We start from the raw sequence: 18,960 nt of genomic DNA, 5'->3' as shown, positions 1-18,960 counted from the left end.
ATGGCCAGACGGCGGGCGCTGCTTTCGGGACTGTTTTCACGCAAGTCGCCGGCTGCGCCCGCCGAGGACACGATGAACCCGTTCGAGCGGCCGACCAGGTTGGAGCCGGAAGAACCCGACGCCCTTAGCCTGGCCTTGGCGGAAATCGAAGCCGGGACGCTGGAAATCTACGCCCAGGCCGGCCTTCCAACGCAGCCGGGCCATTATCGCCGCGATCCCGACACGGCGGACTGGGTTTTCATAGCCCGCCAAATCGAGCCGTCAGAACGCTTCGCCCTGGCCCTGCGCTATCCGCCCGAACAGGGATGGCGTTTCGCGCGCCTCGAGGATTTGGGCGCGCGGTCGGACCGCGAGGATGTGCAGGCCGCTGCGCGTCTGATGGCCGATGTCGCGACCTTGCGGGCGTCTCGGCGCACCGTCCTCACCCAGGAAAATCTGCTAACCGCCATGGAGTTAGGCGCCGCTTGGCGCGCCTTGCGCGATGCACAGGCTTTTCGCACATCCCGCCTGACCCTGTCCGTGCCACAGGCCGCACCTCCCAAGCCGCTCAAGGGCGACAAGCCGCCAAACCCGCGCTAGAGAGCGCGCCTCCCCGAACCGCAGGCCCCTTCATGTCCGACGCCCCCGAACATCCGCCCGAAGATCAGCCCGCCGGTCGTATCATCGCCATGCCCGCCGACACCAACCCCGAGGGCGACATCTTCGGCGGCTGGCTGCTGGCGCAGATGGACCTCGCGGGCGCGACCCCGGCGTTCGAACTAGCGTGCGGGCGCTGCGCGACCGTGGCGCTGGACGGCATGGTCTTTCACCAGCCGGTCTCAGTCGGCGACGAGGTCAGCATCTACGCCCACGTGATCGGCTCGGGCCGCACCTCCATCCGCGTCCAGGTCGAGGCGTGGAAGCGGGCGCGGGGCCAACCCCAGGCCGCTTCGGTGCGCGTGACCCAGGGCGTCTTCACCTATGTCGCCATCGACGAGCACCGCAAACCTCGCCCTTTGCCCGGCAAGGCGTAACGCGCGGCACGAGGCGCAAATCTTGACCTATTGCCGAGGCGGGCCTACGTCCCGGCCATGGCCATTCGACGCATCCTCACCATCGACAACGCCGCCGATCTGGCGATCCTGAAGCAGGTATCCAAGCCCGTCGCGGCCGTGGACGACGCCGTCCGCACCCTTATGGATGATATGCTGGAGACGATGTACGACGCGCCGGGCATCGGCCTGGCCGCCGTGCAGATCGGCGCTCTGGACCGGGTGATCGTCATGGACCTGGGCGACAAGGACGGCGTGGTCTGCGAGACCGAGGAAGAGGCGGCCGAGAACGCCGAGGCGCGCAAGAACCCGCGTTTCTTCGCCAACCCGGAAATCCTGTGGACCTCGGACGAGCTCTACACCTACGAAGAGGGCTGCCTGTCGATCCCCGAGTATTTCGACAAGGTGGAACGCCCGGCCCGCGTCCGCATTCGCTATCTGAACCGTGACGGTCAGTCGGTGGAGGAAGAGGCCGAGGGTCTCTACGCCGTCTGCATTCAGCACGAGATGGACCACCTTAACGGCGTGCTCTTCATCGACCATCTGTCGCGTCTCAAGCGGGACCGCGCCGCGACCAAGGTCAAGAAGGCCGCCCGCGACAGGATCGCCGCCTGATGACCAAGATCGTCCGCCCCGAACGTATAGAACGCGCCGCACGTCGTATCGCGCCGTCCATCCCGCGCGGCCGATCGATGATCATCGACTCCTCGGGTCGTCGTCGCCTGACGCGCAGCCAGAAGGTCGGCGTCGCCGGCGTCGCGACGCTGGCCGGTGTGGCCTTGCTGGGCGTCGTGGCGGGTCTGCTGCTGGATCGCCTGCTCGACTTCGACGACGCCTTGGATGCGGGCGGCGAATGGGACGAGGGCGGCGGCGTCTTCACCCGCTGGCAGTAAACCTCTAAAGGCGTGCCCATGCGCCTTGCCTTCATGGGAACTCCCGACTTCGCCGTGCCGTCCCTGGCCGAGCTGATTGCCTCGGGTCACGAAATCGTCGCCGTCTATTCGCAGCCGCCACGCCCCAAGGGCCGGGGCCAGAAGCTGACGCCGTCGCCCGTCCACGCCTTCGCCGAGACCATGGGTCTGCCCGTCTTCACGCCCGAAAGCATGAAGGACGCCGAGGCGATCAACACCTTCAGAAGTCTGGATCTCGATGCGGCCTGCGTCGTGGCCTACGGCCAGATCCTGAAGACCGAGGTGCTGGAAGCGCCACGCCTGGGCTGTCTGAACCTGCATGGCTCGCTGCTGCCGCGCTGGCGCGGGGCCGCCCCGATCCAGCGGGCCATCATGGCCGGGGACAAGCAGACCGGCGTCCAGATCATGCAGATGAGCCTGGGTCTGGACGAAGGCCCCATCCTGCTCAGCGAACTGATGGACATTCTGCCCGACGACACGGCCGCCAGCCTGTCCGAACGGATGGCCCATGTCGGCGCGGGCCTGTGGCCCCGCGCGCTGGCCGCCATCGACCGGGGCGGGGTCACGCCGTCCGAGCAGGTCGGAGAGCCGACCTACGCCAAGAAGATCACCCCGGCCGAGGCCCGAATCGACTGGACCCGCCCCGCCGCCGAGGTGGACGCCCACATCCGCGGCCTGTCGCCCTTCCCCGGCGCATGGTTCGAGGCCCCGTCAGAGGCTGGCCCCGTGCGGATCAAGGCCCTGCTGTCGGGTCTGGCGGACGGATCGGGCGTGCCCGGAACCGTGCTGGATGACGCCCTGACGGTGGCTTGCGGCGACGAAGCGGTGCGTCTGATCCGTGTCCAGCGCGAAGGCAAGGCGGCGCAATCGGCCGAGGAGATGCTGCGCGGCTTCGCCCTGCCGGCCGGGACCGTGCTCGGCTGATGCCGCGCTACAAGCTGACGATCGAATACGACGGCACGGCCTACAACGGCTTCCAGGCGCAGGACGGCCAGCCGACGGTGCAGGGCGCGCTTGAGGCGGCGATCCACGCCTTTTCCGGCGAGCTGATCCGCATCGCCGCCGCCGGCCGCACCGACACCGGGGTCCATGCGACGGCCCAGGTCATCCATGCCGATCTGGACCGCGACTGGTCCGTCGATACGGTGCTGAACGCCATGAACGCGCATCTGGTGCGCCAGGACGTCTGTGTCCTGGCGGCCGAATATGCGCCTGATCCCGACTGGCACGCCCGCTTCTCCGCCACCGGTAGGGGCTATCTGTATCGCGTCCTTAACCGGCGCCCCCAGCCCGTGCTGGAGCGTGACCGGGTCTGGCACGTCAAGAAGACCCTGGACGCCGAGGCCATGCATCACGCGGCCCAGGTGCTGGTCGGCCATCACGACTTCACCACCTTCCGCGACGTCGGCTGTCAGTCCAAATCGCCGGTCAAGTCGCTGGACGTGGCGCGCGTGTCCCGCTTCGGCGAGGAGGTGCATCTGGTGTTCCAGGCGCGCAGCTTCCTGCACCGCCAGGTCCGGTCGATGGCCGGCACACTTGTCGAGGTGGGGCTGGGTCGCTGGAGCGCCCACGACGTCAAGGCCGCGCTGGAGGCGAAGGACCGCGCGCGGTGCGGCCCCGTCGCCCCCTCGGCAGGGCTCTATCTCAGCGGCGTGCGCTACGACTGAATCCGCCAGTCAGCCGCGCTGCTGCACCAGCACCTCGGCGATCTGGACCGCGTTCAGGGCCGCGCCCTTCCTCAGATTGTCGTTCGAGACGAACAGCGCCAGGCCGTGCTCGACCGTCGGATCGGGCCGCACCCGGCCGACGAAGACCGGGTCCTGACCCGACGCCTCCAGCGGGTTCGGCACGGCCGTCACCACCACGCCGGGCGCCTGGGCCAGCAGGTCCAACGCCTCAGCCGCCGACAGCGAGCGCTCGAACTCGACGTTGATCGACAGCGAATGGCCGGTGAAGACCGGCACCCGGACGCAGGTGCCCGACACCGGCAGGCCGGGGATTTCCAGGATCTTGCGGCTTTCGTCGCGCAGCTTCAGCTCCTCGTCGGTATAGCCGTCTTCGCCGAGCGTATAGTTCAGGGCCACGACGTTTGCCGCGATCGGAACGACCCACTTCTCGGGCGCGCCGAAATCCACGGCCCCGCCGTCGCGGGCCAGGGCCGCGCCCTGCCCCACGGCCGCCCGCGACTGGTCCTCCAGCACGCGAATGCCCTCTATCCCGCCGCCCGACACCGCCTGATAGGTGGAGACGGTCAAACGCTTCAGACCCGCCGCGCCGTGCAGAGGCTTCAGCACCGGCATGGCGGCCATGGTGGTGCAGTTGGGGTTGGCGATGATCCCCTTAGGCAGGTTGGCCAAAGCGTGCGGGTTCACCTCGGCGACCACCAGCGGCACCTCGGGGTCAGACCGCCAGGCCGAGGAATTGTCGATCACCACGGCGCCGGCCGCCGCCACCTTGGGAGCCAGGGCCTTGGACGTCTCGCCGCCGGCCGAGAAAAAGACGATGTCCAGACCGGCGTAGTCGGCGCTCGCCGCATCCTCGACCACGATCTCGGTCTCGCCGAAGCGGATCGTCTTGCCCGCCGACCGGGCCGAGGCGAACAGGCGCAGCGAAGCCAGCGGGAAGTTCCGCTCGGCTAACAGCCCACGCATCATCTCGCCGACGAGGCCGGTTGCGCCGACGATTCCCACGTGGGGCGGGTTGGACGGGGAAAAGGACATGCAGGCGTCTCCTGAAAGGATGGAGGCGCGGGGTTCAGCCGGTTCGACCGCCCCGCGCATCGGCGGGGCTTGGGATCGGGTTGTCGCTAGACCGCGCGCGCACCCGAAACCGCCCCGCCGAAGCCGGTGGTTTTCAGGGTCATCGCTTTGGTCAGGCGCTGCGTCACGGCGACGCTCTCTAAGGGTGAGAACCGGTCGTGTAAACGGCCGATCTCGAAAAAATCGACGGCGCAAGCCTGATAGCTGACTTGCACGCGCAATAAAGCCGTCGATTTCACTTCCGTCCCGTCATCCTCAGGCTTGACCCTCGGATGACGGAGCCGAACGGTCTCGTATTAGACCTTCGACAGGATCAGCGTGCCATTGGTGCCGCCGAAGCCGAAGCTGTTGGACATGACGTGGGTCAGTTCGCCGTCGTGGCGCTGGCGCAGGATCGGCATACCTTCGAACGCCGGATCGAGATTTTCGATATGAGCGCTTTCGGCGGCGAAGCCGTTCTGCATCATCAGCAGGCAGTAGATGGCTTCCTGGGCGCCGGCCGCGCCGAGCGAGTGGCCGGTCAGCGACTTGGTCGAGGAGATCATCGGCATCTGGTCGCCGAAGACGGCGCGCACGGCCTCCATCTCCTTGGCGTCGCCCACGGGCGTCGAGGTCCCGTGCGGGTTTAGATAGTCGATCTTCGGATTGCCGGCCTGTTCCAGCGCGATCTTCATGCAGCGCTGGGCGCCCTCGCCCGAGGGGGCGACCATGTCATAGCCGTCGGCGTTGGCTCCATAGCCGGTGACTTCGGCGTAGATGGTCGCGCCGCGCGCCTTGGCCCGCTCGTACTCTTCCAGCACCACGATGCCGGCGCCGCCGGCGATGACGAAACCGTCGCGGTTGGCGTCATAGGCTCTGGAGGCGACCGACGGATTGTCGTTGAAGTCCGACGACATGGCGCCCATGGCGTCGAACATGTTGGACATGGACCAGTCGATGTCCTCGCAGCCGCCGGCGAAGACCACGTCCTGCTTGCCCCACTGGATCTGTTCGACCCCGGCGCCGATGCAATGGGCCGACGTCGCGCAGGCCGAGCTGATCGAATAGTTGATGCCGCGCATCTGGAACCAGGTCGACAGCACCGCCGACGGGCCCGACGCCATCGCCTTGGGCACCGCGAACGGGCCGATGCGCTTGGGCGCGCCCTTCTCGACCGTGGTCGCTGCCGCCTGCAGGATCACCTGGGTCGAGGGGCCGCCCTCGCCGACGATCAGGCCGATCCGGTCATCTTTGATCTCGTCCGCCGTCATGCCCGACGACTTCAGCGCCTCTTCGAAGGCGATGTGGCCCCAGGCGGTGCCGTTGGCCAGGAAGCGCGCGGCGCGACGGTCGACCAGCTCTTCCCACGGACCGATCTTGGGCGGCGCCCAGACCTGGCTGCGGAAGCCGTATTTCGCGTGGTCGGGAGCATGAACGACGCCCGAACGGGCTTCGCGCAGGGACTGGGTGACCTCCTCGGCGCCGTGGCCGATGGAAGAGACGATGCCCAGGCCGGTGACGACGACACGACGCATGGTGTTTCCTTCTTGATGCTTCCTGGTCCGAGGACCGTCCGCCTTGTTCGCGGTTATATAGGGGCGTTAACCGCCCGCCGCCTCATCCTTGGCACCGAACAGGCCGACCCGCATGTCGTTGCAAGTGTAGATGACCTGGCCGTCGGCCTCCAGCACGCCGTCGGCGATGCCCATGACCAGCTTGCGATTGATGACGCGTTTCAGGTTGATCTTATAGACCACCTTCTTGATGTCTGGGGTGACCTGGCCGGTGAACTTGACCTCGCCGACGCCCAGGGCGCGGCCGCGGCCGGGACCGCCGATCCAGCCCAGATAGAAGCCGACCAGCTGCCACATGGCGTCCAGGCCCAGGCAGCCCGGCATGACAGGGTCGCCGATGAAGTGGCATTGGAAGAACCAGAGGTCGGGATGGATGTCGAGTTCGGCCTCGACATAGCCCTTGCCGTGCTCTCCGCCGTCCGCATTGATCGTGGTGATGCGGTCGAACATCAGCATCGGCGGGGCGGGCAGCTGGGCGTTGCCGGGACCGAACAGCTCGCCGCGGCCCGAGGCCAGCAGGGCCTCATGATCGAAGGACGAAGGATATTGGGACTGGGTCAAGGCGCTTCCGTTTCTTGATACGTTGCGCGCGGGTTACACGACCGCGCCGCTTCGCTCAACAGCGTGCGGTCAGTTGCGACCCGTGCCCGCGGGGCGATTGGCGTTGCACAGTGCGCGTTCTTGGGTGCCGAACACGGCCCGCTGGGCCACGAAACCCTCCAGTCGTCGCGCCCGGACCTTGCACCAGCCCTCTTCGCATTCGTCCAGCATCACCAGGGCGCGCGGCGACAGACGCGCGCGCACCGACGCCGTCTCGGATCGGCCCGACCGGATCGGCACTTCTTCTGCGGTTGTGTTGAAGACATAGCGCCGGCCCGACGACACCGTTCGGTGGATCCAGGCCACGGCCCCGTCCGGGTCGCAGATCTTGCGCCATTCCGTCGTCTCGGCGATCACCTGAACCGGCAGGCCGGCGGCCCGGTATTCCCACAGGATCGGATAATCCAGGCCCGGCCCCTGGCGCGCGCGGACGTGCGAGGACTTCAGCGAAATCCAGCGCGGCACCTCAAGCCCGGTCGGCGTCGGGCGGCCGTCGGGCATGGTCGCGCCGGCGCTGGCCATCACGCCGAGGCCGAGAATGGCTCCAACGATGGCGATGCGGCGTCGCAGGCTTTGGAAGATGGCGGCGGCTTTGCTAGACACTGATTGGAACGACCCGTCGCGCGGGCTTTGATCCGTCTGAATCGCCGCCCGCTAACCAAGGCCGAGAATGTCCCCCCGCAAGCTTAAGGTCGTATTAACCAGACGCCTGCCCGACGCGGTCGAAACGCGGATGCGCGAGTTGTTCGACGCCGAGCTGAACCTGAAGGATCAGCCGATGGACCGCGCCGCGTTACAGGCCGCCGTCCAGCGGGCCGAGGTTCTGGTGCCCACAATCACCGACGTCATCGACGCCGACCTGATCAATGGCGCAGGCGAGCAGTTGAAGATGATCGCCAACTTCGGCGCCGGTGTGGACCATATCGACGTCGATGCGGCCGTGGCGCGCGGCATCATCGTCACCAACACGCCTGGCGTCCTGACCGAGGACACCGCCGACCTGGCCATGAGCCTGATCCTGGCCGTCAGCCGCCGCATCGTCGAGGGCGCCCAGGTGGTGGCCGAAGGCCGGTTCGAGGGCTGGACCCCGACCTGGATGTGCGGACGCAAGCTGTGGGGCAAGCGGTTGGGCATCGTCGGCATGGGCCGGATCGGCCAGGCCCTGGCCCGCCGCGCCAAGGCCTTCGGACTTCAGGTCCACTATCACAATCGCAAGCCCGTCCCGGCCTTGATTGAGGAAGAGCTGGGCGCGACCTACTGGGACGACCTGGACCAGATGCTGGCGCGGATGGACATCGTCTCGCTGAACTGTCCGGCGACGAAGGACACCCACCATCTGCTGTCGGCCGAACGCCTGGCCCGGCTCCAGCCCCACGCCATCCTGATCAACACCGCGCGCGGCGAACTGATTGACGAGGCGGCTCTGGCCCAGGCGGTGGCCATACGCGCCCTCTCCGGCGTCGGCCTGGACGTGTTCGAGAACGAGCCCGCGATCCATCATGGCCTGCTGGGCCAGTCCAATGTCGTGCTGCTGCCCCACCTGGGGTCCGCCACCCTGGAAGCGCGTCAGGACATGGGCGACCGCGTCATCGCCAACGTCATGACCTATCAGAACGGCCACCGCCCGCCGGATCGGGTCATCCCCGCAATGCTTTAGGGCGCAGCCAGCAAACGCTCGGCCGCATCGGGATATTTTTGCGCCAGCCGCGCCGCCCAGTCGGCCTTGAGCGGCAGCGGCGCGCGCACCTCGCGAATGCGGCGCTCGACCAGGGCGGCGGCCTCGCGGTGCGCGGGCCAGTCCATCAGAAACCCCAGCGCCGTCTCGACATCGGCGTAGGTCGCGGCGTGAGCCAAGGCGCGGTCCAGCGCCTCCACATCGTCGAAGTCCGGCAGGCGCGCCAGATAGGCCCGCAGCAACGGCGCGGACAGGTCGCGCTCGAACATCGCCCAACGCAGGTCCTGCGCCTCTTCCTTGCGGCCCTCGGCTTCCAAGAGGTCGATCGAGGTCGCCTCCCATGCCGGCGTTAGGACCGGCGGTTCGGCCTGCGGCGATCGCCCGAAGGTCCAGCGCCGGTTGCCCGCCGAAGGCTTGAGCGCCGCCTCCAGCGCCTGACGCGCTTCGGGCACACGGTCCGCGACCAGCAGCCGCTTGGCCATCACCGCCGCAAAATCCGGTGAGCCCTGCTCCTCCGGCGTCGTCATCGATAGCCACAGGTCCAGATCGCCCGCCCGGTCGGCCAGCCGTCGCACGACCGTCCGCATGCCGCGCGCGCTCGATGTGGTATCGAGACGAACCAGCAGCCTCTTGGCCAGGTCCGCCGTCAGATCGTCGCCGCCCGCCCCTATCCAGCGGGCGTATTCGAGCGGTTGCCGCGCCACCGCCTCCGCCATCAGACCGACTGTGCTGTCGTCCGTCCGCACCGCAGCCTCGGCGATCCGCCACAAATCCGCGGCCGCCGTTTCGAACGCGTCGGCCAGTTCGCCCTTCTGATCCTTGACCCGCGACGCCAGGTCGCGAAACAGATCGAACCAGCCGATCAATCGCTCCAACCCCATCGGCGGCGCGGCCTCAGCCAGATCCTCGACGATTGCAGCCCGCAGAATCTCCAGATCGCGCAGCAGGTCCGGCCGCTTTCGCCACGACACGCGCGCGCGGCTGGCCGCGATGGTCGTCAATCGCTTGTCGATTTCCAAAGCCAGCAGATCCGGCCCTGCCTCGGCCGCCATCACCAGCCTGAGCCGCCGCTTCAGGATCGCATCCGCATCCGCCGCCTGCATCAGCAGTTCGCCCAGACGCACAGCCCCTAAGCCGCTGAGATTTGCGGCGTTCAGCCGTTTGGGCGAGGCGGGACGTCGGGCCATCAGGCCTCCTTTTCACAAGTCTGTCGGACCGAACTCACACGGCTGTCGAAAACCGCTGGCAGGGGAGGAACCGTCGTAAACGCGCTTCGTTTCCGGCGTCCTGATCGAGGAAGTGTGCGTTGGACTCCTACTACTGCATCGTCAACCTGCCCGGCGTTCCGGTGCGGGACATCTGCGTCCTCGACGCCGCGAACGACACGGCGGCCAATCAGGCGCTGGAGGCGATCGCCCGCAACTGGGTCGGGTTCGAGACCCTGTATCTTTATTGCGGCGAACGTCTGGTGACGGTGCTCAGCAACCCGGCGCTGGGCTTCGCTCCGCCGCTGCCTGACTTGGATCTGGCCGACATCCGTTTCGCGACGGCCGCCTGAGCGTCAGCCGCAGACCGGGCATTCCGGATCAGCGGCGACCCGCACGGTCCGCGCCGAGCCCGCCAGACCGTCATACAGCATCAGCCGTCCCGTCAGGGCCTCGCCCGCGCCGGTGATCAGCTTGACGACCTCAAGCGCCGCCATCGACCCGATCACGCCGGTCAGAGCGCCCACGACGCCGACGCGCGCACAGGTCTCCGCATCCGGCGGGATCTCGGGCACCAGGCATTGATAGCAGGGCTGGCCCGAAAACACCCCGACCTGCCCGTTCCAGCGGCCAAGCGCGCCCGACACCAGCGGCTTGCCCGCCGCAACGCAGGCCGCATTGACCCACAGCCGGGTCTGAAAATCGTCGGTCCCGTCCAGCACGATGTCGAAGGCTGCGATCCGCGCCGCCGCATTCTCGGCGGTGATCCGCTCGGCGAAGGTTTCGATCGCGACATGCGGATTGAGGCCGACCAGCCGTTCCGCCGCCGCCTCGACCTTCGACCGACCGATCTGCGCCGTCGAAAAGGCGATCTGCCGCTGAAGGTTGGACAGGCCCACCACGTCGTCGTCAATCAGGCCCAGCGCCCCGACGCCCGCCGCCGCCAGATAGAGCGCCGCCGGCGACCCCACGCCGCCCGCGCCGACGATCAGCACCCGCGCGCGCTTCAGCGCCTGCTGCCCGGGTCCGCCCACTTCGGACAGGACCAGATGGCGCGCATAGCGTTCGACTTCGTCTTCAGAAAAGATCACCGCCCTATTTAGCGCCGCAGAGGTTCCGGCGCGAGAGGCCTGTCGCCTGTCGCCTCAGGCGGCCATCCGCACGTGTTCGCACGACAGCAGCTTTTCCAGACCCGCGCTGGACAGATCGCTCAGGCGCCGTCCGCGCAGAATGTCAGCGGCCTGCTGAGCGCTGAGGGCGCACAGCCGCGCGGGTTCGCGCATCCGCCGCTGCATGACGGGTCGATCATCCAGGACGCGAATGTTGTGATGACGCGGATCTTTCCAGAGGCGAGACATCAAGCGATCCAGGTCCGCACGGGCGCCCTCGATGACCTGGGCCGCCTCGCCCTCGTGGAACAGCATGGCGCTGCCGATCTCGTCGCGGCGATTGTTTCGCTCCGACACGCCGAGGATTTCGGCAAGCGATTGGGTCGTGTGGTTCGCACCACCGATCATTTCACTCACGAAAACGACGCGATAAAGCAAAACCTGGCCCTCGATTTCAAAGAACCGCGAAAGCGGATTGCGTCTTCTAGCCAATATTGGGGTCAAAATAAGACAGCGTTACACCGAGGCGCGACAGACTTGATGCCGACGCCCGGCCGCGCCATCTGATCGTCATGACCCAGACCGCATCCAACTTCCCCGATTGGCACGGCACCACCATTCTGGCGGTGCGCAAGAACGGACGCACCGTGATCGCTGGCGACGGCCAGGTTTCGATGGGCCCGACGATCGTCAAGGGCGCCGCCCGCAAGGTGCGCACCTTGGCCGGCGGCAAGGTGCTGGCCGGCTTTGCCGGCGCCACGGCCGACGCCTTCACCCTGATCGAACGGCTTGAGGCCAAGCTGGAGCAGTATCCCGATCAGCTGGCGCGCGCCTGCGTCGACTTGGCCAAGGACTGGCGCACCGACCGCTATCTGCGCCGGCTGGAGGCCATGCTGCTGGTGGCGGACAAGTCGTCCATCTTCACCGTGACGGGCGTCGGCGATGTGCTGGAGCCGGAGTATGGCGTCGCCGCCGTGGGCTCGGGCGGCAACTACGCCCTGTCGGCCGCCCGCGCCCTGATCGAGGAAACCGATCTGGACGCCGAACAGGTCGCGCGCAAGGCCATGAAGATCGCCGCCGAAATCTGCGTCTACACCAATGGCAATCTGACCGTGGAAACGCTTCAGGCCTGATCTGGCCGACGGGTCAGATCACTTCGGCGATCAGACCCAGCGCCTTGGCCTCCTGGGCCTCGATGTACCAGTTGGCGGGGGCGCGTTTCAGCACCTCCTCCATCGTCACCGACGATCCGCGCACCAGGTTCTCGAAACCCTCGTTCTGGATGGCGATGGAGTGTTCCAGCTCGTTCAGCATGGCGCGAACCGAGGCGATGCAGGTCGTCAGCGGCCCCGTGACGTGCAGTTGCTTATCCATCTTGCGCTCATGGATCATCACTCGCGCGCCCCGCGTCAGATAGCGGTTCTCCACCGCAAAGAAGCTCATGAAGGTGGCGCCGGCGGAATAGATCGCCGCCTTGCCCAGAAAGACCAGCCGGCGGGACGGATTGATGTCGCTTTGAAAGCGCACATCCTCGCCCATCATGCGCGCCACCTCCGGATCACCGCCCAGGGTGGACAGTTCGATGACGGTCAGCCCGGTGTCGGGCGCCTCCGCCATCTGCTGGCGGAAGCGGTCGTACATGGCGTAATCGACCGCGCCGGCGAGCAGGATGCGCGGCGTATCGAACGCTTCGGCCGTCAGAACGCCGCTCGGCGCCGCCTCGGACATCAAAGCTCGGCCGCCGCGGCGGCGTCGTCGCTGACGGGATAGCCCTGGGCCGACGCCCAGGACCGGGCTTCACGGATCGAGAAGAAGGCCTGGTTCTGCAAGCGGCGCGATCCGGCGTCATCGATCAGTTCGCACTCCCACCACCGGATCGTGCGGCGATCGGAGGTGTTGCAGGTGCGCGGAACGAGAAGGGCGTGGGGCGTCATGTGCCATCAACGAAAAATCCGCACAGCGGTTCCGCCGAGATCAGGATTTCGTCTTTAGGAACAGACCATTGCATGGCGCCGACGGACGCTGTCTTTACGTCAGCCGCCGTGCAGAATTTGCGATCAAGGGCGCCTTGGCTTAAGCGCGCGCCATGACCGACGCCGCGCCTCCCCGCCCCCTCGCCCGCAATCCGCGCGGCTTCGCCGACAAGCGCGGCCGTGACCTGACCGCCGAGCGGCGCATCGTCGCGCGCGTGTCCGAGGTTTACGAGCGTTGGGGCTTCGAGCCGCTGGAGACGCCGGCCTTCGAATATGCCGATGCGCTGGGCAAGTTCCTGCCCGACGCTGATCGGCCGAATGAGGGCGTCTTCGCACTACAGGACGACGCCGGATCGGACGAGCCGGGCGAATGGATGGCCTTGCGCTACGACCACACCGCGCCCCTGGCCCGGTTCGCCGCCCAGACCTGGGAAACCCTGCCCAAGCCGTTCCGCCGCTATGCCTATGGTCCGGTCTGGCGGAACGAGAAGCCCGGCCCAGGTCGCTTCCGCGAGTTCTGGCAGTGCGACGCCGACACCGTCGGCTCGGACCGGCCCGAGGCCGACGCCGAAATCATCGCCATGGGCTGCGAAGGCCTGCGCGCCGCCGGTCTGGACGCCGGCCAGGCCCAAATCCGCGTTTCGAACCGCAAGCTGTTCGACGGCCTGTTCGACGCCGGCGGCGTGACCGAGGCCGGTCAGCGACTGACCGCCCTGCGCGCTATCGACAAGTTCGACCGCCTGGGCTGGGAGGGCGTGGTCCAACTGCTGGGCGAAGGGCGTCTGGACGACTCGGGCGACTACACCAAGGGCGCCCAGCTGCCCGCCAAGGTCACGGCCGCCATCGAGGCGTTTCTGGCCTCGGCCAATACCCCCGGCCTGTCGCGAGCCGAGACGCTGGATGCCGTCGCGCGCTCCGGCGACCTCGGCGCGGCGGGCGAGGCGGCGCTGAACGAACTGGCCGCCATCGACCGGGCGCTGGCCGCCATGTCGGTCGGCCAGGACGCCGTGAAGTTCGATCCGACCATCGTGCGCGGCCTGGAATATTACACCGGCGCCGTGTTCGAGGCCGAGCTGCTGCTCGACACGGTTGACGACAAGGGTCGTCCCGTCCGCTTCGGCTCCATCGGCGGCGGCGGCCGCTATGATGATCTGGTCGCCCGCTTCACCGGTCAGAGCACGCCGGCGACCGGCTTCTCCTTCGGCGTCTCGCGTCTGGCCTCGGCCCTGCGCGCGGCGGGACGGGGCGCCGAGGACGCCGTGCGCGGCCCCGTGGTCGTCATCGTCTTCTCCGAGGACGACATGGCCCATTATCTGACCGCCGTCGCCGAACTGCGCGCCGCCGGGATCGCCGCCGAGCTCTATCTGGGTTGCGCCGGCATGAAGGCGCAGATGAAATACGCAGACCGGCGCGGCGCCCCGGCTGTCGTCATCCTGGGCGGAGACGAGATCGCCGCCGGCGAGGTCACGATCAAGGATCTGGACGCCGGCCGCGCCGCCGCCGCCGCCATTACGGACAACGACGCCTGGAAGGCCGAACGTCCCGGCCAGATGAAGATCGCCCGCGAAGGCCTGGTCGCCGCCATCAAGTCCATTATCGAATAAGCTTCGATAATGGCTCGCCCCTGAAATGGGTTATCAGTGATAAGTCGAAGAAAGTTCGACTCTTGTGAAACCGGTCGTTGACGACCGACCCGCCCTTGCGTCAAATGACCTCACTCGAGGGCAAGCGTTGCTCAAGCGCGCAGCACTCGAAGGCGTTTCGGGGAGGAAACGTCCGCTCTTTAAAGAGCGCGAAAGCCCGCTGCGATGTATCCCCCGCAGCGGGCTTTTTCGCGTCTGGCGCCCAGACAAGCCCCATGAAACCTCGACAAATTCTCGATGCGGTGTCGAGAACGACCAGCCCGGTCTCGATATGAAAAAGGCCGGGGCGAAGCCCGGCCTCTCCATTCTCGAACAAGCGTCGCCTTACCAGAGACGGACGCGTTCCTCGGGCGTCAGATAGTATTTCGTGCCCGGCTGAACATCGAAGGCGTCATACCAGGCGTCGACGTTGCGCAGCGGACCGATGACGCGGAACTGGGCGGCCGAGTGCGGGTCAGTGGCGACCTGCTGCTTCAGCGCCTCGTCGCGATACTTCGACTGCCAGACCTGAGCCCAGCCATAGAAGAAGCGCTGGTCGCCGGTCGCGCCGTCCAGAACCGGCGCCGGCTGGCCGTTCAGCGACAGGTGGTAGGCCTCAAGACCGACGGCCACGCCAGACGCGTCGCCAATGTTCTCGCCCATCGTCAGGCCCGGGTTGATGTGATAGCCGGCGATCGGCTCATAGGTCGCATATTGCGCGCCCAGACGCGCCGTCAGGGCCTCGAAGTTGGCCTTGTCTTCCGGCGTCCACCAGTTGCGCAGCACGCCGTCGCCGTCGGACTTGGAGCCCTGGTCGTCGAAGCCGTGGCCGATCTCGTGCCCAATCACGCCGCCGATGCCGCCATAGTTGACCGCCGCATCGCCATTCGGATCGAAGAAGGGCGGCTGCAGGATCGCGGCGGGGAAGACGATCTCGTTATTGGCCGAGTTATAGTAGGCGTTCACGGTCTGCGGGGTCATGCCCCATTCCGACTTGTCGACCGGCTCGTTCAGGCGGGCCAGATCGTAGTTCCACTCGAACAGGCCGCGGCGTTCGGCGTTGCCGACCAGGTCGTTCGCACGGATGTCCAGGCCGGAGTAGTCGCGCCACTTGTCGGGATAGCCGATCTTGACGGTGAATTTGCGCAGCTTTTCCTGCGCCGCCGCCTTGGTTTCGGTCCCCATCCAGGTCAGATTGTCGATCCGGTGCGACAGGGCGGTGCGCAGATTGGCGACCAGTTCTTCCATCTTGGCCTTGGATTCGGCCGGGAAATACTGGGCGACGTAGAGCCGGCCCGTAGCCTCGCCCAGCGATCCTTCGGCGAAGGAGATCGCGCGCTTTTCGCGGGTGCGCTGCTCAGGCTGACCCGACAGATCGCGCGAACGGAACTCCCACTGAGCGTCGGCGAAGCGTTTGGACATCAGCGGCGCCATGTCGTCGGCGGTGTGGAAGGCCTGCCAGGCCTGCAGCAGTTCGACCGGCGTCTCGGCGTAGATGGCCGCGATCTTGGGCATGGCCGTATCCTGACGCACGATCAGGCGCGGCACGCCGCCCAGCTTGGCCGCATCGTAATAGGCCTGCCAGGCGAAGCCCGGCGCGTCCTCGGCCAGTTTGGCGATGGTGAACTCGTTGTAGGTCCGGTCGCGGTTGCGGTTCTCCACCGGGGTCCAGTGGGCCTCGGCGATCTTGGTTTCCAGCGCGACGATCTGAGCGGCGGTCTCAGTCGGGTTGGTCCAGCCGATCATCTCCAGCATCCGGCCGACATAGGCCTGATACTTCTCTTTCTTGTCGGCGAAACGGGCGTCCAGATAATAGTCGCGGTTCGGCAGGCCGATGCCCGACTGGCCCGTCGAGACGACGTAGCGGGTCGGTTGCTTGGAATCGATCGTGATGCCGGTGCCGAAGAAGGACGAGCCGAAGCGGCCGGCCGTCTGGCCCATATAGACGGCCATCTTGTCGTGGCTGTCGGCGGCGCGGATCGCGGCCAGATAGGGCTGCAGCGGCTGGGCGTCCAACTGCTCGATGCGCGCCTCGTCGATGTAGGAGCGATAGGCGTCAGCGACCTTGGCCTCGTCCGATCCGGGCGCCAGGTCGGTGCGGTTGGCCAGGCCCAGCACCAGTTCCTTCATGCGGTTGTCCGACAGTTCGCGCAGCAGGGCGAACGAGCCATAGCTGGTGCGGTCCGACGGAATGACCAGCTTTTCCAGCGCCTTGCCGTTGGCATACTGGAAGAAGTCATCGCCCGGCTTCACCGAGGTGTCACGGCCGGCCATGTCGAAGCCCCAGGTCCCGTAGCGAGGCGCCTCTGTCCCCTGCCAGCCGGCTGCCGTCTCTTCGCCCGAGAACAGCGAAACGATGGTGCAGGCGTCGTCGATGCAGGCGTGGTCGTGACCGATATCCTGAGCCAGAACCGTGCTGGCGGGCAGAAGAAGGGCGCCGACGGCGGCCCCGATAAGCAGACGTTTCATCACTATGTCCCTGTTCCCACCCGGCATTTGGATGGTTCGGCGCAGACCCTAGTCCGGCGAGGGGGGGTGTCGCCTTAAAAAAAGTTCATGATTCCGATGCGGCCTCTCGCCACAGCGCCGGGATCAGGGTCAGATACGCCGACGCGAGGAGGGCGGATGCACGGTCAGGGCGGTGACTATAAGGATCTGGTGGTCTTTCTGGCGGCCGCCGGCGTCATCGTGCCCCTGGTCAATCGGCTGAAGGTCAGCCCCGTCCTGGGCTTCCTCGCTGCGGGCGTTTTGCTGGGCCCGGACGGCCTCGGCCGATTTGCGCAAAGCCTGCCCTGGCTGTCGTGGCTGACCATCGGCGATCCGGGCCAACTGGCGCAGCTGTCGGAACTGGGCGTCGCCTTCCTGTTGTTCATGATCGGTCTGGAGCTGTCGTGGGAGCGGCTGCGCGCCATGCGTCGGCTCGTGTTCGGCCTGGGGCTGATGCAGGTCGTCGTCTGCGCCGCCGTGCTGGCGGGCGGCTTCATGCTGATGGGACAGACCTTGGCCAGCGCCGTGGTGCTGGGCATGGGCCTCGCCCTGTCCTCGACGGCCGTGGTCATGCCCGTACTGGCCGAGCGGGGGCGGCTGAAGGGAACGGTAGGCCGTTCCACCTTCGCCATCCTGCTGGCTCAGGATCTGTCGGTCGCCCCGATCCTGATCACGGTCACCGTCCTGGCGGCCCTGGCCCAGCAGGGCGGCGCGCTGGATCCCGCCGTGCTGGGACGCGCCCTGTTCACCCTGGTTCCGGCCGCCATCGGCCTGGGTCTGATGGTGCTGCTGGGTCGCGTGGTGCTGCGGCCGATGTTCCGATCGGTGGCCAGGGCGCGCAAGGCCGACCAAGGCGGCGAACTGTTCGTCGCCGCCTCCCTGCTGGTGGTGGTCGGGGCCGGTCTCGCCGCCCAAGCCAGCGGCCTGTCGATGAGTATCGGCGCGCTTCTGGCCGGCGTGCTGCTGGCCGAGACCGAGTTCCGGCGCGAGGTCGAGGTTTCCATCGAACCGTTCAAGGGTCTTTTGCTGGGCGTCTTCTTCGTCGGCGTCGGGCTGGGTCTGGATCTGGACGCCGTCGCCGCCGATCCGGTCGGCGTCTTCGGCCTGGCCCTGGCCCTGACGATCGTGAAGACCGGCGTCATCTTCGGCCTGGCGCGTTTCTGGGGCCTGGGCGCCCGCCCGGCGCTGGAGACGGCGCTCGTTCTGGCGCCGGCGGGCGAGTTCGCCTTCGTGGTCTTCGCCACCGGCCTGGTCGAGGGGCTTGCGCCGCCGCAGCTGACCAACACCGTGGCCCTGTCGGCGACCGTCAGCATCTTTTCGATCCCCCTGCTCGCCCTGCTGGGTCAGACGTTGGCGCGCAAGTCGGCAGCCGCAGGCCATCCCGTCGAGCTTCCAAAGCTGGAGGCGGCCGACGGCGCGGTCATCATCGTCGGCTTCGGGCGCGTCGGCCGGCTGATCGGGGAAATGCTGAAGGCGCACGATCAGCCCTTCATCGCCCTGGACACCGATTCCAGCGCCGTCGCTGCGGGCCGACGTGACGGATTCGATGTCTTCTATGGCGATGCGGGGCGGCGCGAGATGCTCCAGCACTGCGGCGTTCAATCCACCCGCGCCCTGATCGTCACCATGGACGCGCCGACGAAGGTGGACGAGGTGGTCACTACGGCGCGGTCGATGCGCGACGACCTGATTTTGATCGCACGCGCTCGCGACGATCAGCACGCCATTCGGCTTTATGGACTGGGCGTCACCGACGCCGTGCCGGAGACGACCGAGGCCAGTCTGCAGCTGGCCGAAAACACCCTGGTCGATCTGGGCGTGCCCATGGGCCTGGTGCTCGCCTCGGTCCACGAACGTCGCGATCAGTTTCGCAAGGCCTTCCAGTCGGCCATCCCGATCGAGCGCCGCAATCGCCCCAGCCGCGCACTGCGCCGCACGCTGCGCCCGGCGCGGGTCGACCCCGCGCCGGAGTAAGGGAAGCCCCTTACAGACTGTCGCCGGACCCATTTTCGTCATGGTTCCGTGATGCAAGCGC

General features: G+C 67.2%; 22 protein-coding genes. 11 read left to right on the top strand and 11 right to left on the bottom strand.

The features are described from left to right. Genes GGC30_RS04140 through truA form a run of 6 tightly spaced genes read left to right on the top strand, consistent with a single transcriptional unit; the run spans position 1 to position 3,609 of the window. Positions 1-579, top strand: coding sequence for a hypothetical protein (locus GGC30_RS04140; protein WP_153922837.1), 579 nt, complete (start codon positions 1-3; stop codon positions 577-579). Between the two features lie 32 nt (positions 580-611). Further along, complete coding sequence (locus tag GGC30_RS04135; RefSeq protein WP_153922836.1) at positions 612-1,013, top strand: acyl-CoA thioesterase; 402 nt, start codon at positions 612-614, stop codon at positions 1,011-1,013. A 57-nt stretch (positions 1,014-1,070) separates the two neighbouring features. Continuing rightward, positions 1,071-1,646: a peptide deformylase gene (gene def, locus GGC30_RS04130; RefSeq protein WP_153922835.1), complete on the top strand. Its 576-nt coding sequence runs from the start codon at positions 1,071-1,073 to the stop codon at positions 1,644-1,646. Beyond that, positions 1,646-1,924 carry a hypothetical protein gene (locus GGC30_RS04125; protein WP_153922834.1) on the top strand — a complete coding sequence of 93 codons (279 nt, stop codon included), beginning with the start codon at positions 1,646-1,648 and terminating at the stop codon, positions 1,922-1,924. The genes def and GGC30_RS04125 overlap by 1 nt, the downstream gene beginning before the upstream one ends. An 18-nt stretch (positions 1,925-1,942) precedes the next feature. After that, positions 1,943-2,866 (top strand): methionyl-tRNA formyltransferase, encoded by a 924-nt coding sequence (fmt, locus tag GGC30_RS04120; RefSeq protein WP_153922833.1) that lies wholly within the window; start codon positions 1,943-1,945, stop codon positions 2,864-2,866. Next, positions 2,866-3,609: a tRNA pseudouridine(38-40) synthase TruA gene (gene truA / locus GGC30_RS04115; protein WP_153922832.1), complete on the top strand. Its 744-nt coding sequence runs from the start codon at positions 2,866-2,868 to the stop codon at positions 3,607-3,609. The genes fmt and truA overlap by 1 nt, the downstream gene beginning before the upstream one ends. Positions 3,610-3,618: 9 nt before the next feature. Here the strand turns inward: truA and GGC30_RS04110 are convergent, their stop codons facing one another. The 5 genes from GGC30_RS04110 to GGC30_RS04090 all read right to left on the bottom strand — a co-directional run bounded on the left by GGC30_RS04110 (position 3,619) and on the right by GGC30_RS04090 (position 7,457). Continuing rightward, positions 3,619-4,662 (bottom strand): aspartate-semialdehyde dehydrogenase, encoded by a 1,044-nt coding sequence (locus GGC30_RS04110; RefSeq protein WP_153922831.1) that lies wholly within the window; start codon positions 4,660-4,662, stop codon positions 3,619-3,621. An 86-nt stretch (positions 4,663-4,748) separates the two neighbouring features. After that, the gene (locus GGC30_RS04105; RefSeq protein WP_153922830.1) at positions 4,749-4,940 is read right to left on the bottom strand and encodes a hypothetical protein; all 192 of its coding nucleotides are present in this window, start codon (positions 4,938-4,940) and stop codon (positions 4,749-4,751) included. Positions 4,941-4,997: 57 nt separating this feature from the next. Beyond that, complete coding sequence (gene fabB / locus GGC30_RS04100; protein WP_017504958.1) at positions 4,998-6,215, bottom strand: beta-ketoacyl-ACP synthase I; 1,218 nt, start codon at positions 6,213-6,215, stop codon at positions 4,998-5,000. Between the two features lie 66 nt (positions 6,216-6,281). Beyond that, on the bottom strand, positions 6,282-6,815 hold the full coding sequence (fabA, locus tag GGC30_RS04095; RefSeq protein ID WP_055754351.1) for a 3-hydroxyacyl-[acyl-carrier-protein] dehydratase FabA: 534 nt from the start codon (positions 6,813-6,815) through the stop codon (positions 6,282-6,284). A 69-nt stretch (positions 6,816-6,884) separates the two neighbouring features. Then, positions 6,885-7,457 (bottom strand): SH3 domain-containing protein, encoded by a 573-nt coding sequence (locus GGC30_RS04090; protein ID WP_235551295.1) that lies wholly within the window; start codon positions 7,455-7,457, stop codon positions 6,885-6,887. Between the two features lie 67 nt (positions 7,458-7,524). On the opposite strand from GGC30_RS04090, the gene GGC30_RS04085 reads away from it, so the two are divergent. Beyond that, positions 7,525-8,511 (top strand): D-glycerate dehydrogenase, encoded by a 987-nt coding sequence (locus GGC30_RS04085; protein ID WP_153922829.1) that lies wholly within the window; start codon positions 7,525-7,527, stop codon positions 8,509-8,511. Here the strand turns inward: GGC30_RS04085 and GGC30_RS04080 are convergent. Further along, positions 8,508-9,716: a DUF6880 family protein gene (locus tag GGC30_RS04080; RefSeq protein ID WP_153922828.1), complete on the bottom strand. Its 1,209-nt coding sequence runs from the start codon at positions 9,714-9,716 to the stop codon at positions 8,508-8,510. The two genes, GGC30_RS04085 and GGC30_RS04080, sit on opposite strands and share 4 nt — an antisense overlap. A gap of 119 nt (positions 9,717-9,835) precedes the next feature. On the opposite strand from GGC30_RS04080, the gene GGC30_RS04075 reads away from it, so the two are divergent. Then, positions 9,836-10,087 carry a hypothetical protein gene (locus tag GGC30_RS04075; RefSeq protein WP_055807490.1) on the top strand — a complete coding sequence of 84 codons (252 nt, stop codon included), beginning with the start codon at positions 9,836-9,838 and terminating at the stop codon, positions 10,085-10,087. 3 nt (positions 10,088-10,090) lie between these two features. On the opposite strand, the gene GGC30_RS04070 is transcribed toward GGC30_RS04075, so the two are convergent. Together GGC30_RS04070 and GGC30_RS04065 are read right to left on the bottom strand one after the other, a co-directional pair. Further along, complete coding sequence (locus GGC30_RS04070; protein WP_370451868.1) at positions 10,091-10,825, bottom strand: ThiF family adenylyltransferase; 735 nt, start codon at positions 10,823-10,825, stop codon at positions 10,091-10,093. Between the two features lie 54 nt (positions 10,826-10,879). Continuing rightward, positions 10,880-11,281: a BLUF domain-containing protein gene (locus tag GGC30_RS04065; protein ID WP_153922827.1), complete on the bottom strand. Its 402-nt coding sequence runs from the start codon at positions 11,279-11,281 to the stop codon at positions 10,880-10,882. Between the two features lie 134 nt (positions 11,282-11,415). On the opposite strand from GGC30_RS04065, the gene hslV reads away from it, so the two are divergent. Then, positions 11,416-11,976: an ATP-dependent protease subunit HslV gene (hslV, locus tag GGC30_RS04060; RefSeq protein ID WP_017504950.1), complete on the top strand. Its 561-nt coding sequence runs from the start codon at positions 11,416-11,418 to the stop codon at positions 11,974-11,976. Positions 11,977-11,989: 13 nt separating this feature from the next. Here the strand turns inward: hslV and GGC30_RS04055 are convergent, their stop codons facing one another. Next, positions 11,990-12,571, bottom strand: coding sequence for a ClpP family protease (locus tag GGC30_RS04055; protein ID WP_153922826.1), 582 nt, complete (start codon positions 12,569-12,571; stop codon positions 11,990-11,992). Continuing rightward, positions 12,571-12,777: a hypothetical protein gene (locus GGC30_RS04050; protein WP_055754345.1), complete on the bottom strand. Its 207-nt coding sequence runs from the start codon at positions 12,775-12,777 to the stop codon at positions 12,571-12,573. Before GGC30_RS04050 ends, GGC30_RS04055 begins: the two co-directional genes overlap by 1 nt. Before the next feature lie 152 nt (positions 12,778-12,929). On the opposite strand from GGC30_RS04050, the gene hisS reads away from it, so the two are divergent. Then, the gene (gene hisS, locus GGC30_RS04045; protein WP_153922825.1) at positions 12,930-14,420 is read left to right on the top strand and encodes a histidine--tRNA ligase; all 1,491 of its coding nucleotides are present in this window, start codon (positions 12,930-12,932) and stop codon (positions 14,418-14,420) included. Positions 14,421-14,783: 363 nt separating this feature from the next. Here the strand turns inward: hisS and GGC30_RS04040 are convergent, their stop codons facing one another. Then, positions 14,784-16,907 (bottom strand): M13 family metallopeptidase, encoded by a 2,124-nt coding sequence (locus tag GGC30_RS04040; protein WP_153922824.1) that lies wholly within the window; start codon positions 16,905-16,907, stop codon positions 14,784-14,786. A gap of 156 nt (positions 16,908-17,063) precedes the next feature. Here GGC30_RS04040 and GGC30_RS04035 point away from each other — a divergent pair, with 156 nt between their 5' ends. Then, entirely contained in the window at positions 17,064-18,899 is a 1,836-nt protein-coding gene (locus tag GGC30_RS04035; RefSeq protein ID WP_153922823.1) for a cation:proton antiporter, read from the top strand. The last annotated feature ends 61 nt before the right edge of the window (positions 18,900-18,960 follow it).

Source organism: Brevundimonas sp. SPF441, from assembly GCF_009661015.1.
GTDB lineage: Bacteria > Pseudomonadota > Alphaproteobacteria > Caulobacterales > Caulobacteraceae > Brevundimonas > Brevundimonas vesicularis.
This window is presented reverse-complemented; position numbering and strand designations above follow the sequence as displayed.